Raw genomic sequence first — 13,718 nt, forward strand, 5'->3', positions numbered from 1 at the left:
TAGTGGCCTAACGGCCCGGGTTTTTCTTACTGTCCACTAAACGGGGCCTTGACCATCATGTAAGGGCTTTTTCCATTCATGGTCCTAGCTAAAAAAATGCTGTAGAAAATCTTTTGTTTAAAAAGCCAGAAGACTGCCTTGAAAACAACTAACACAATCAAGACTTTCAAGACTTTTTTATCATCTCCCTTCTCCTCATTTCTCCGTGTTATTGTTAGCAATTGTCTCCGAATCATTGCGAGCTACATCATCTGACGCCATAAAGCGATGACGATGACTCCCGCGAAGTAGTGCCCACACGATCTGCTTTTTCCGTACTCCTACCGAAAGAGACACTGTACCTGCTACCAACTACTCCAGGTTCCACACTCCTTTTTGCGCATGAAACAAAATTTGTGGCATCGTCATGGAGTTGAACCCCCCTACTGGAACCATCACCCCGCCCGCGTTTCAACCAAGTGGGAATCTCCGAACGGGAACTGATAAGGAGCATAGGAAATCTGGTCAAATCGTAATGATCGGCATGAGCCCGATATACAGCAACATGTTATCCCGCCATCAACGCCAGCTACATGATATACGTCTGATATAAGATCAAATCCTTTGCTCAATCCGTTCACCTGCTTTTCACTAGAAATATTATGTAAATTTTTCATCTTGAGGCGAAACTGTCTAGTTAGTTTTTCGTCTTACTAATTATGAATCGTATTACATGTAACTAGAAAGGAAATGACACCCTGTTATGAGAAAAACATATTTGCTGCTTACCTCTTTGATCTTCTGTACATTGTTTAGTACTGACGCTCATGCAGGTTCACCCCAAGGATCGGTTGCACCTGTTCCTCCCCAAGTAATTGTTCCAACATCTAGCAAGGATAAACAAGGAAATACCCTTGAAAAATCAATGGCCTATGTGAAAACGATACAAGTGAAAAATGGAAAACTAATCGTCTCGCTTGACTATATTCAATGGTTTTTCGGTGAGGCAGGAGTAAAAGCTTATCGTCAAGATCATCCATTAGAAAAAGAGGACTATCCAATGCCCTATTACATTCGTAATAGCAGTCCTAAGATTAGAACGTTTGAAGTTTCTCCAAAAGCTTCCTTTACTCTGCAAACCAACTCTACAAAAGATGACAATTTCAATTGGAATGAATCAGTTAATACCGATACTTTTAAAAAGTTCGTGCTATCCAAGGGAATTCCTTATCAGTTACCATTCCACATTGAAGTAACGAATGGAGTCATCACAAAAATTACAGAACAGTACGTCCCCTAATTATTGAGCAGCACTCCCTTTTTGGGATGCTGCTTTTCATTTTTTCTCTTTTGGTAAACTAGGATAGTTTAATCGCCATTCTTTTCTTTATTTATCCTTTCAAATAACTCTTGCTTATTTAGCATTACCGCTAATTCTTTCTATGTTTCAGCTTGGTATTTCGATAGAATGTTCTTTAGTTGCTTTGCCAATGCTTTTGGCGTTATGATTCCAAAATCACAATTGTCTTCTCCATCAGTATCTTCAGTAGAATTCGCTTGCTTAAAGGAGTTTTTCTAATGACTGAAGTAAAGAAGATGGCTTATAAGAAATTAATTCATCAAGCTTTCCTAGACCTAAAAAACAGTGGTACTTTTGACGAGGCTACCTTTTATAGAAATTTCCGTATAGCCCATGCTTTCCATACTCTCGCAGAGTTCATTGTTATAGATTTTGTTGGCTTCAATGAAGATAAATTTTGGTCTACAGTCGACGCATTAGCCTCTCAATTTAATTTGCACCATTACAGAAAAATCTTCGATGAAGCCGTTATGGAAAGGTAAATTTCCAGCCCTTTACCCTCTAACTAATTAGTAAAATACAATGAACCCCTGACTGGTTAGGAGGTGTTCTCGTGTTTAAAAAGTTCCAGAAATACACACATAACACAATCATGTCGCTGTCTTTTTTAGTCGATTGGTTAACGTAAACGCAGCTTTCCTTCACCCGATCCCTATGCCTCGCCCATAACCTTGTGCAAATAAGGCTCCCATGCACGTTTCAACAAACGAATTCCAGCCTCAATCTCTTCGATGGTCTGCCCCCCGAAGCCAAACTGAAAAGCCGGCAGTCCATTCTCCTGCGGATGAACCCATTTGTGTGCGGTTGGATAGACACGAACGCCTGATGCAGCCGCAATTTGCTTCAACTGTTGCGGAGTGCTCTCACTTCTTACTTCTACCGTCACAGACAGCCCGGCATCCTGACCTTTGATTCGGATGTACGCCCCAAGGTGTTCCTGCAAGCACTGGAGCATCGCCCCATGCTTTTTGCGGTAAAGCGTCCGCATCTTGCGAATATGCCGCTCCCAATCGCCATTTTTCATGAACAAGGCCAACGTCTCCTGATGAATACGTGATGCCGACTGGTCAAAATCCGCCAATTTCTCCTGAAACACCGCCAACAACGTTTGTGGCAAAACCATATAGCTCATCCGAATCGACGGCAGCAACGCCTTGGAGAACGTCCCTAAATAAATGACGCGTCCTTGCGTATCCAGCCCTTGAAGGGAAGGAATCGGCTTGCCATGATAGCGAAACTCACCATCGTAGTCATCCTCCATGATGTAGCTGCCTGTCTGATACGCCCAGTTTAGCAACTTCAGCCGTTTGGCATACGGCATAACAATTCCAGACGGGTCCTGATGAGACGGTGTGATATAAACCAGCTGCGCTCCACTCTCACTGAGCGCTTCCACATCAATCCCATCCTCCGCTAGCTTGATCGGGCGCACATCATACCCCAAATGGGAAAACACGGTACGAACACCGTGATAACCCGGCTCTTCCATTGCAACTGCCTGTCCTCGTGTCCCGAATAAGAACCCCAATAAGCTGATCATCACTTGCGTCCCCGCACCGATCACTATTTGTTCTGGCGTAGCTTGTACAGCCCGAGCTCGTCCGAGATAGCGTGCGAGCTCCTCCCGCAGCTGCGGCTCGCCTTGTTGATCGCCGTAGTAGAGAACATGCTTGTTTTCTTCCTGCATACATTGGTTGGTGTACTTGCGCCAACGGTCAAAAGGAAAATGCTCGGCATCTACGCGCGCTTGGTGAAAATCATATTGGATCGGGACTGGTGAGGTCGTAGGTGGAGGCGTTTGGACGTGAACCGCTTTAATTGGTGGCTGCTCTTTCCCTGTGGGTACAGGCACTGGCCCATCCCAGTCCACATCGACCACATAAAATCCGCTGCGCTCCCGGCTCTCGATGTAGCCTTCTGCCATGAGCTGGTGATACGCGCTTTCGACTGTCGTTTTACTTACATGCAAAAATCCGCTCAATGCCCGAACAGAAGGCAGACGCGTCCCGGAGATCAGGCGCCTCCCTTGTATTTCTGTACAAAAATAGCGATAAAGCTGTAGATAGAGAGGCTCGCTCCCTTCTACAAAGCGGGGACTAATATCTATCAAGCTACATCCTCCTCGCTGACTAAATGAAAAACCGACGGAGATAAAATCCCCATCGGTACTCACGTTTCTATTACACCAATATTACGCCAAATACGCCTCTCTTACCTGCGGATTCATCAATAATGTCTGGGCGTCGTCTTTCAAAATAATTTCGCCTGTCTGAATCACATAACCGCGATGCGCGACAGACAGTGCCTGATTCGCATTTTGCTCGACCAAGAGAATCGTCATACCTTCCTTGTTCAGCTCCGTAACGATATCAAAAATCTGCTCTACCAGAATCGGCGCCAATCCCATCGACGGTTCATCGAGCATGAGAATTTTGGGCTTCATCATCAATCCACGAGCAATCGCCAGCATTTGCTGCTCGCCCCCGGACATCGTGCCACCTTTTTGATTTACCCGTTCCTTCAGCCGTGGAAAGTAAGCAAAGGCACGCTCGATTCCTTCTTCGATCACCTTTTTATCGGATACACTGAAGGCACCCATCTCCAAATTCTCGCGTACGGTCAGCTTGGGAAAAATACGGCGGCCTTCCGGAACGTGGGCGATTCCTGCTAAGGCAATATCATGGGTACGCATCTGTGTAATGTCTTTGCCATTGAAGATGACTTTTCCTTCTTTGGCACGGGTCTGCGCACATATCGTTTTCAACGTGGTCGATTTGCCTGCCCCGTTGGAACCGATCAGTGTCACCACTTCGCCCTCGTCTACCGTCATGCTCAATCCTTTTAATGCGTGGATGCCGCCGTAATACGTATGAACGTTAGTCAGCTCTAGCAATGCCATCGATTTTCCTCCTTCTACGACACGTCCGACGCACTTTTTCCGAGATAGGCCTCAATGACGTTAGGGTTATTACGGATTTGCTCGGGTGTTCCTTCTGCAATTTTTCTCCCGTAATCCAGCACGTGAATGTATTCGCTAAGTCCCATGACCAGCTTCATATCATGCTCGATCAAGATAATCGTCAAATCGAGCTCTTTTTTCAGCCGACGAATAAAATCCGTCATCTCAACCGTCTCGCGAGGGTTCATCCCTGCCGCCGGTTCATCGAGCAAAATGATTTGCGGATTGGTCGCCATCGCCCGGGCAATTTCCAATCGACGTTGCAATCCGTAAGGCAGACTCCCTGCTGCTTCATTGGCAATATGTGAGATCCCGACATACTCCATGAGCTGATAAGCCTCGACGCGCGTCCGCTCTTCCTCCTGGCGTACCCGTTTGGAGTTGAACAGGATTCCGAGAATGCCTGCCGATAAGCGGCTATGCACACCCACCATGACATTTTCCAATGCCGTCATTTCTTTGAACAGACGAATGTTTTGAAAAGTACGGGTGATACCGCGACTCGCGATCTGATCAGGACGAAGCTTCTTGATGCTTTTGCCATTCAGCAGGATTTCTCCCTCGTCTGGCTCGTAAAATCCGGTAATCATATTGAAAAAAGTCGTTTTTCCGGCCCCATTCGGACCGATGACCGCTGTAATGCTTCCTTTTTCGATGCCAATCGAGACGTCTTGATTGGCTACCAAGCCACCAAAACGCTTCGTTAAATTTTTTGCCTCTAACAATGCCATGCTCATTTCCCTCCTCGTCCGCTATGACTGTTTTCCAGAAGCCAATTGGGACAGTTTGCCGAGAATCCCCAGCTTGTCTTTGCCATACTCGCTATTTTTGATCGCATCGAGATCGTTTTTCTTCCGTTTGGCTGGAATCAATCCGTTAGGGCGATACAAGGCAACGAGAATGAGCATAATTCCGAAAATGAGTCTCTGGAACTTGGATGGGTCCAGCTGGTTAGGCAAACTGATGATCCCCGCATTTTGCAGACCGTGCAGGAAGTTGGAGAATTCTTTTAACAGCTGTACCTGCAAGATTGTGACAAAAGCGGCACCAAGCACAACGCCTGGAATGCTGCCACTACCACCCAGAATGACCATGACCAATATCCCGATCGATTCCATCAGCGTAAAGGAGGTCGGATCGATAAAAGTCTGCTTAGCCGCAAAGATAACACCCACGACACCAGCGAAAGAAGCACCCAAGGCAAATGCAGCCAGCTTGGTATTCAACAGGGAAATCCCCATGGACTGGGCAGCCAGCTCGTCCTCACGTACCGCAATCCATGCACGGCCCAAACGGGAATGCTCAAAGCGTATATTCGCCAAAACGATAAAGGCAATCACAAACAACACGATGAAGTAAAAGTAAAACGGCGTCCCCATTTTGATCCCAAACAGCTCAGGTGACGGAATCGGCGTGATTCCCTGCGGACCGTTGGTGATGTTGATGGGCTTGTCCAGGTTGTTGAAAACAATGCGAATGATTTCACCGAAGCCCAAGGTCACGATCGCGAGGTAATCTCCCTTTACTCTGAGAACTGGCAATCCTAGCAATATTCCGAAAACAGCAGCCACAATCAGGCCGACTATGAGAAATGGCCAAAACCACTCACCAGATAGCGGGAACAGATTCCCTGCAATAAACTCATTCGCTTGCGAAGTCGAGAATATCGCGTACGCATAAGCCCCAGCAGCAAAAAACGCGACGTAACCCAAGTCAAGCAGACCAGCAAAGCCTACTACGATATTCAAGCCCAAAGCCATCGCTACGTAGATGCCTACCTGTGAAGCTACCTCCATGTAGTAACGGTTATCACCGGCTACCAACGGAATGATCAGGAGGAGAACGATAGCGCCAATCACCATTTTAATACTCTTGGAGGTATTGGTGTAATAGACAAGCACAATGGAAGAAAGAATGCCGAGAAACGCGATGACCGATTTATCCATGAGGTACAGCGCGGCTGAGAAAGCTACAATCCAGATCAACGTGAATACGAGCGGGATTCCTTTGAATGATTTCCAAGCGAGATTTGCCATTTATTTCACCTACACTTTCTCTTTTACAGCTTCGCCAAACAGTCCTTCTGGCTTGAAGAGAAGCACGAGAATTAAAATACTGAACGCAAACACATCTTTGTACTCTGCACCAAAGGCTCCGTTGGTCAGCGGCCCCATAAAGGCACCAGACAGGGATTCCAGAAGACCGAGGAGTACCCCACCGATCATTGCACCACGCAGGTTCCCAATCCCGCCGAGTACGGCAGCTGTAAATGCTTTAAGACCAAGAATAAAACCGATATACGGATCGATCGTCCCGTAGTTTTGCGCAAACAGAACACCTGTAGCGCCACCCAAGCTGGAGCCAATCAAAAACGTAAGCATGATTACTTTGTTTACATTTATGGTCATCAGCGAAGCCGTACTCTGGTCTTGTGCGACGGCACGCATGGCGATTCCCCACTTTGTTTTATTCACAAATAACGTCAACGCAATCATCATGACAATCGCAATTACAATTACGATCAATCCTTTTGTTGGAATCGTAGCTATACTTCCTAATGGAATCGAACCTGTAAAAAGAGCGGGACTGTTCAGATAAAACTCATTACGAGCCAGTGCTTCTGTAAAACGTACGAGGTCCTGCAGCAAAAACGATACGCCAATCGCTGAAATCAACGGCACAAGACGAGGTGCTCCGCGCAATGGTCGATAGGCAATCCTCTCAATTCCTACCCCCAAAGCACCAGTTAATACCATGGCAATTATGAGTGTTATGAAAAGTGCGACAAATGGATTCATACCTTCAAGTGCCCCTAGCGCATCAGAGATCAATAATACCTCTGTACCGATAAAGGCTCCGACCATGAAAATGTCTCCATGAGCAAAATTGATAATTTCCAAAATCCCGTAAACCATTGTATAGCCTAAAGCCACGACTGCGTACATAAATCCAAGTGTCAATCCGTCAACCAACACCTGAGGCAAAATATTGATCATGCTTTCCCATCCCTCATTTCTCTTGTAGACTTGTACAAATTTTCTGCATTCATTTCGTTGACTAGACTTGTTTTCTCGTGGAAAAGGGGCCAACACCGGCGTGCAGCCCCCTATCCTGATATGAGGCATGGGCGTGTGTGCGCGTTGTGTGGTGTGATTACTCGGCCTTGCCTACGAAAATGGATTTGTCCTTGTCAAACTTGTAAATGAATACATCTGCATTTGTGTTGTCACCTTTTTCATCAAAGGTAACCTTGGTGAATTGACCCTGAAAATCTTTGGTCTTGTGGACTGCATCGAGGACTTGCTCGCGGGTTGGTTTTTTGCCTCCGTTCGCTTTGGTAGCTTCCAAAACACCATTGAGGATGACGTTCATAGAGTCGAAACCGTAGACAGAATAGGTTTCCAGAGGCTTGCTTGTGACTTTTTTGTACTCTTCAGCCCATTTCTTGCCCTCTTCGGTTTGGGTTACGTCCCCTGCTACTGACGTAAAAACTACACCTTCGACAGCATCACCGGCTATTTTTATCATATCAGAAGAATCCAAGCCGTCGCCACCCATAAAATAACCCTTAAATCCTTTTTCACGAGCTTGCTTGATCATAATTCCACCTTCTGGATAAAGCCCTCCGAAAAAGATCATGTCCGGTTTTTTCACCGTTACCTGGTTAAGTACTGCGCTATAGTCCTTTTCGCCCTGAGTAATACCCTCGAAGCCAAGGATTTGGACCCCGTCCTTTTCGAATTGCATCTTCACTTGATCGCTCAGACCTTGGCCGTATGCTGTCTTATCATGGATAATATAGGCCGTTTTTACACCAAGTGTATTTTTTGCATAAAGAGCAGCCTTTGGTCCTTGTGCGTCATCACGAGCACAAATTCGATGGACGGTTTTCTTGCCTTCCTCCGTGAGCTTCACCCCTGTATTTGCTGGGGATACCATGACCAGCTTGCCTTCCTCGTACTTCACAGACGATGGAATCGCAACACCTGTGTTATAATGCCCAACTACACCGTACACATCGGGATCAGAGATAAGCATCTCCGCATTGGATACCCCAATTTTCGGGTCGCCTTGATCATCCTGAGGGAAAAGCTGGAGATCAAAGCCAAGTGCTTTAAACTCTTCCTTGCGCTTTTCGAGAGCGTAACCTGCGCCAGTCTTAATCGCATCTCCGACAGCAGAATTGCTCCCAGACAGAGGGGATTGTGTGGCAATTTTGATGAGACCACCCTCGGCTGTTCCGCCACCACTGTTGCCTGGAGCTGGTTGACTTTGCCCCCCGCTTGCGTTACTTCCGCCGCTAGAATTACTGTTTCCTGCGCAACCTGTTAATGCCATACTCGCAGCCAATACCGCAGATAAAACCCCGACATAAGAACGCTTTTTCATTCAGAATGAATCCCCCTTTTATCATTCTTTGTTCTTGTGACCAATCCATCTACCTTGTTAGCCAGGTTGCGACTTTCAAAAATGATGACTCTTCGGGGATAAAGATAGATAAAGCTTGGTTGTTTTTATTTTAAAATAAATCTGATAATTTACAAGAAGTAAAATATATTTTATATACATATATCATTGATTCACAAACAAAAAAAACAACTCCCTTATGGTAAAGGGAGTGCCGGAACGACGATTTGCCCACTCTTAATGTCGACAATGCCATTTGCCGTAAGACGCGCATACGGCAAGTGAGTAGCGGTAAAAAACAGAATGGAATAAATCGGATCGAGATGGACATGGCCTTTGGCACGGAGCTGATTCACCAAATTTTCACCCATGCTGATCACTTCCTCCATCGGCGCAGACGTGAATTTTCCAGCAAGAGGCAATGGGCATTCGCAGATCATTTTGCCCTCATCGATCAGGACGACCCCGCCTTTTATTTCCCGAATACGCTCGAGTGCTTGCGCCATCGCTTTGGGATGGCGTCCGATTACGATCCAATCACCAGACGCGGAATAGGTGCTGGCCAGCCCTTCAAGATGCTCACCGAAGCCACGAAGTACTGCCAACGTTCGCTTACCGCCAATCGCATCGATGGTGGCGATCAGCGCCAACTGCGGATCGTGCTGCAAAGAAACATAACCATCCTGATCAACGGGCATGTCTTCTAGCGACAACCGCGTAATAACGGCATTCAGCATCTGTAACACAGGGGCCTTACCGTCTTCATCTGGCCGTAGGCGGAACCAATCAGGATGTGCCTGCTTTTGCAATGGATCTATCAAACGTAATGAAGCTTCGTCCCATTGTGGCTGAACGGTTGGGACGAGCAGGATTCCCTTTTCTGCCACCCGTTGTCCATTTGCAATCACGATGGACGGTGTCGGCTGATCTTTTGCATGCAACAACAGCATATCCGCGATTCGGCCCGGCGCAATTCCGCCGATCTCCGCGTCCAGCCCATAGTAGACAGCCGGGTTCAGCGTCGCCATGACATACGCTTCCTCTGGCGGCATCCCCGCTTCGATGGCCACACGGATCGTGCTATTCATGAACCCGTCACGATGCATCGGCGGCGTACTTCCATCGGATGTCAGCATCATCCGTGATGACCACGGCACCCCCAGTGCAAGCCACCCTTTCACCAGCTCCCGCAGATCAGGGCGAATGGAGGAATGGCGCAGTGTCGCATACATGCCTAAACGGATACGCGACAGCAAATCTTCTGCATGGATGGCTTCATGACAAGCTGTTACACCAGCTGCTGCGGCAATGTTCAAGGTCTCACAAGAAGCTCCCGGATGATGCCCCTCCATCCTTTTGCCCAAGTCCCGCGCATGCTTCAAACCAAAAAGCAGCGTCTCATCCTCTTGTAAAACACCGCCCCAATTCGTCAACTCCCCACCCTGGATCACGCGTGGATGCCCCAGCATTTGCGCCAAGCTTTCCTTCGTGAACGCCGGATGAGCTTTCCCTGTCTGCGGATCGAGTCTACCCCAGAAAAATTGCTTCACTGGATGAGCTGCCAGAGAATCCATGATCGCTGCCGTTTGCGAAAAAGGCAGATGCATGAGCATCAGTGAGTCCGACACCATTCCAGTCGTTCCCGTTTGCAGAGCAAAGTCAGCCAACGTGTAAGGGTTATACCATTGAAACGGATGCGCGTGTGGCTCGATGTAACCCGGCACGAGATACCGCCCAGCCGCCTCCATGATCACGGTCTGGTCATCGACCAACGGCTCTTTTTCTCCTACATAAGCAATACGTTCTCCTGCCACTACGACGTGATGCTCTTGCCATTCTTTTGTATACACATTCAGAACACTTGCGCCTTTTATCCAGAGGCTTGCCGGTGCCTGACGTCTGCTCACGCGAATCATGTTCAAGTAATCACGATCTGATATGGCTCGTACACGCATCATTTCTTCTCTCCTTGCTGATCTGCTGATGATTTAAAAAATGAACGATCATTCATTGCTCTCTACAGCTTCGTCGCCCATAAATCATTCCCCTGCAAGCTTGGAGATGGTAGCAACAATTCCCACGGGTGTCTTGTCGCCATTCATCGCAGACTATCGTATAGAAGTAATTGCGACAGGAGGACAACTCTCATGCATAAAAACGTAGGTAGAACGGATGCCATGATTCGTATGACTGGCGGTCTGTTAGGCTTGGCATACGGCATCGGAAGAATGAGTCGTCGCCCATACAATGCTCCATGGCTGCTCATGGCATTTTCAGCAATGAAAGTAGCAGAAGGGGCTACGCGCTTTTGTCCGATGTACGCAGCGATGGGCATCAATACGACAAAAGGGAATGGCATGCAGGGCATGATGGATCAGCTCAAGAAAAAAGGCGTGCAGATGGCAGTCAATCAGTTCACACGCTCCATGAATATTGCGCCCATCAAGGACTTGAACAACAGCCAAGATGATGTGAGCAACACTTCAGCGACAACAAATAAAGCAAACATACAGTATTCTGCAAGCCCGCAAAGATCAGCAAACCAGGAAAAACAGCCAATCGACAATCAGCAAAACGCGCAGCTTACCCCCGAGGATCAAATTCTCGAAAAGGCCGCACGGGAGTTCATCTCTTTTCGCTCCCAAGAAAATAACACTAGCAGCAATCGCTACCCCACGTACACGTAAGGAGAGGAGGCACTGCATATGCTTGTCGGCTCCCAGATGTATGAATGGATGTCCCATAACTTCTTTGTTATTGCCACGATCATTGGCGTCATCGGCGTGATGGGATATTACTTCTTTCGGACGTCGAGAAGAAAAGGAAGATATCGTCAGTAAATGGAGAAGCAACCAGCCGCCTGTCATCGGGCGGTTTTTTCCATTTACATAATTGCTTGTTATACATATAATTGTCATTGCAAGTATTTTCGAACGAAAGAGGGTCATTCCCCTGATCGATCATTGGCAAAAAGAACCGGTTGGATTTCTCATTGGGAATACATACCGGAGTATGATTCATTATGTCTCCCTTTTTTTAAAGGAATTTGATTTGACCACGGAGCAGTTTGCCGTCCTTTATCGGCTACGAGAAGAAGAGGGTATCAATCAAAAAGAGCTGGCCCAACGCTCAGCCAAGGATCAACCTTCCATGACACGCATTTTAGATACACTCGCAAAAAAAGGCTTTATCGAAAAGACATTGAGCGAACAAGACCGCCGAGCCTACATCATTACCCTTTCCCCGAAAGGACGGGAATGGATTGAGCAGGCGATTCCCGTAGAAGCTCGTGCCGTTGCAGACATATTGGAAGGGATCTCTCCTGAAAAGCTGGCCTTCTTGCGAGAAATCTTGCTGGAGATTAACCAAAACATCAATAGAAAAACGACAGACTAGGAGTGACAGTATTGGGAGAGAGTAGAGAGAGACTGTGGACGAGAGATTTTGTCCTGTTAACTGTATGCAATTTATTGTTGTTCCTCACTGTTCAAATGCAGACCCCTACATTCCCTGCCTATGTGAAGGAAACGTATCAGGCCAATGATTTTGTCGTCAGCCTAGTCATTAGCTTGTTTTCACTTGCGGCAGTGGTCGCAAGGGTGTTTACTGGGGAAGCGTTGAAAACGAAAAGCAGTAAGGTTCTGGCTATCTTGGCACTTGGATTCGTCGCGATTTTTAGCGCAGGCTATTACTGGGCGGGAAGCATTGTTTTCTTTCTTCTGTTGCGAATCTTGGTCGGCATCGGCTTTGGGATGGGCAGCACGACCTTTCCGACGATTGTCTCCAATGTGATTCCTACCAAACGGATCGGCGAAGGCATGGGGTATTTCGGCTTATCGACCAGCTTAGCTATGGCGCTCGGCCCGATGATTGGACTTGGCCTGTTGAACTCGTTTGGGTTTGGCTGGATGCTCATGGTTCTCGTGATGCTGGTTGCCATTATTTTTCCGTTGATGCATTTTATCCGCGCCTACAATCAGCTTCCTGTGTCGTCCGTGAACGCACAAACTGTCACAGGCATTCGCCGGTTCTATGATAAAAAGCTGCTGCTTCCAGCTGGATTGAATTTTTGTCTATCCATTACGTATGGCGGGATTCTTAGCTTTTTGGCCTTGTACGGAAAAGAAGCCCACATTGAGAATGTCGGCTGGTTTTTCCTCACGAATGCACTGGCAATGGTGTTGATTCGTCCTTTTTCCGGCAAGCTGTATGATCGCAAAGGGCACATTGCCGTCCTGCCTCCCGGTGCGATCTTCGTCGGGATCAGCCTCTTGCTCCTGTCCCTAACAACGACAGAGTCCTTGCTTCTCGTCTCTGCTGCCTTCTACGGGCTTGGCTATGGCATGATTCAGCCATCTATCCAGGCGTGGATGGTGAAGGTCGTCACACCTGAGCAACGCGGCATGGCGAACGGACTGTTCTTTAATTCCATCGATCTGGGTATCGCAGTTGGCTCTGTGCTCCTCGGTGTCATTGCGACACATTCGAGCTACTCTGTCATGTACCGCTGGTCGGCAACGTGCTTGCTGCTGTTCCTCATCGTTTATATCCTTTCGCAGCTGGCTGCGGCCAAAGCGAAAAAAGCGGCCATTGCGAGTGAAAACGTGGGGATGTAAGAGAAGTTTACTACCTTGTTCTCACCGTATAACAGATCACTTTGCATGCTGGACGCCGAGCATTTTGGCCCTTGTCCATTCATCGTCAGATCACCAAGCTAGTATGTTTCTAAATGTTATCTTGGATCTTGAAAAGCTACTTAGGCAGGCGCTTATTAGCGCCTCTTTCTTTTCTTCGGTGCTGTTAAGCTATATACGATTACTGCAGCGACAATTACCAAAACTACCATAACTATAATAGCTGGGTAACCTACACTCCCCATAAATACCTCTACTCCCCTAAACTTTACTATTATTGGCATTATACAAATAAAACTACTCCTTTTGTAAGGAATAGTTTTATTAATTATTGTGCTATTGGACACAGTCAGGTGCTCGTCAGTGACACAACCTACTA

General features: G+C 47.2%; 13 protein-coding genes. 6 read left to right on the top strand and 7 right to left on the bottom strand.

Annotated features, from left to right (window positions below; genetic code table 11):
* Positions 1 to 742 precede the first annotated feature (742 nt).
* Both ACQ5DJ_RS17755 and ACQ5DJ_RS17760 read left to right on the top strand, forming a co-directional pair.
* A complete protein-coding gene (locus ACQ5DJ_RS17755; protein WP_429843635.1) occupies positions 743 to 1,279 on the top strand; it encodes a hypothetical protein in 537 nt (178 codons plus the stop codon).
* Between the two features lie 278 nt (positions 1,280 to 1,557).
* Entirely contained in the window at positions 1,558 to 1,821 is a 264-nt protein-coding gene (locus tag ACQ5DJ_RS17760; RefSeq protein ID WP_429843636.1) for a hypothetical protein, read from the top strand.
* Between the two features lie 170 nt (positions 1,822 to 1,991).
* On the opposite strand, the gene ACQ5DJ_RS17765 is transcribed toward ACQ5DJ_RS17760, so the two are convergent.
* The 7 genes from ACQ5DJ_RS17765 to ACQ5DJ_RS17795 all read right to left on the bottom strand — a co-directional run bounded on the left by ACQ5DJ_RS17765 (position 1,992) and on the right by ACQ5DJ_RS17795 (position 10,660).
* Positions 1,992 to 3,449, bottom strand: coding sequence for a PLP-dependent aminotransferase family protein (locus tag ACQ5DJ_RS17765; protein ID WP_429843637.1), 1,458 nt, complete (start codon positions 3,447 to 3,449; stop codon positions 1,992 to 1,994).
* 81 nt (positions 3,450 to 3,530) lie between these two features.
* Positions 3,531 to 4,238 carry an ABC transporter ATP-binding protein gene (locus tag ACQ5DJ_RS17770; RefSeq protein ID WP_429843638.1) on the bottom strand — a complete coding sequence of 236 codons (708 nt, stop codon included), beginning with the start codon at positions 4,236 to 4,238 and terminating at the stop codon, positions 3,531 to 3,533.
* Positions 4,239 to 4,252: 14 nt separating this feature from the next.
* A complete protein-coding gene (locus ACQ5DJ_RS17775) occupies positions 4,253 to 5,029 on the bottom strand; it encodes an ABC transporter ATP-binding protein (RefSeq protein WP_144617864.1) in 777 nt (258 codons plus the stop codon).
* Between the two features lie 21 nt (positions 5,030 to 5,050).
* On the bottom strand, positions 5,051 to 6,334 hold the full coding sequence (locus ACQ5DJ_RS17780; protein WP_429843639.1) for a branched-chain amino acid ABC transporter permease: 1,284 nt from the start codon (positions 6,332 to 6,334) through the stop codon (positions 5,051 to 5,053).
* Between the two features lie 9 nt (positions 6,335 to 6,343).
* On the bottom strand, positions 6,344 to 7,390 hold the full coding sequence (locus tag ACQ5DJ_RS17785) for a branched-chain amino acid ABC transporter permease (RefSeq protein ID WP_173618357.1): 1,047 nt from the start codon (positions 7,388 to 7,390) through the stop codon (positions 6,344 to 6,346).
* 61 nt (positions 7,391 to 7,451) lie between these two features.
* Positions 7,452 to 8,687 (bottom strand): branched-chain amino acid ABC transporter substrate-binding protein, encoded by a 1,236-nt coding sequence (locus ACQ5DJ_RS17790; RefSeq protein ID WP_429843640.1) that lies wholly within the window; start codon positions 8,685 to 8,687, stop codon positions 7,452 to 7,454.
* Between the two features lie 215 nt (positions 8,688 to 8,902).
* On the bottom strand, positions 8,903 to 10,660 hold the full coding sequence (locus ACQ5DJ_RS17795; RefSeq protein ID WP_429843722.1) for an adenine deaminase C-terminal domain-containing protein: 1,758 nt from the start codon (positions 10,658 to 10,660) through the stop codon (positions 8,903 to 8,905).
* Positions 10,661 to 10,852: 192 nt separating this feature from the next.
* On the opposite strand from ACQ5DJ_RS17795, the gene ACQ5DJ_RS17800 reads away from it, so the two are divergent.
* From ACQ5DJ_RS17800 to ACQ5DJ_RS17815, 4 genes are all read left to right on the top strand, one after another.
* Positions 10,853 to 11,392, top strand: a complete 540-nt coding sequence (locus ACQ5DJ_RS17800) for a YgaP family membrane protein (RefSeq protein ID WP_429843641.1) — start codon at positions 10,853 to 10,855, stop codon at positions 11,390 to 11,392.
* A gap of 18 nt (positions 11,393 to 11,410) precedes the next feature.
* The gene (locus ACQ5DJ_RS17805; protein WP_007717348.1) at positions 11,411 to 11,545 is read left to right on the top strand and encodes an EYxxD motif small membrane protein; all 135 of its coding nucleotides are present in this window, start codon (positions 11,411 to 11,413) and stop codon (positions 11,543 to 11,545) included.
* 172 nt (positions 11,546 to 11,717) lie between these two features.
* Positions 11,718 to 12,101, top strand: a complete 384-nt coding sequence (locus tag ACQ5DJ_RS17810) for a MarR family winged helix-turn-helix transcriptional regulator (RefSeq protein WP_429843642.1) — start codon at positions 11,718 to 11,720, stop codon at positions 12,099 to 12,101.
* 11 nt (positions 12,102 to 12,112) lie between these two features.
* Complete coding sequence (locus tag ACQ5DJ_RS17815) at positions 12,113 to 13,321, top strand: MFS transporter (RefSeq protein ID WP_429843643.1); 1,209 nt, start codon at positions 12,113 to 12,115, stop codon at positions 13,319 to 13,321.
* The last annotated feature ends 397 nt before the right edge of the window (positions 13,322 to 13,718 follow it).

It is taken from the genome of Brevibacillus sp. FIR094, from assembly GCF_050477165.1.
Taxonomy (GTDB): domain Bacteria; phylum Bacillota; class Bacilli; order Brevibacillales; family Brevibacillaceae; genus Brevibacillus.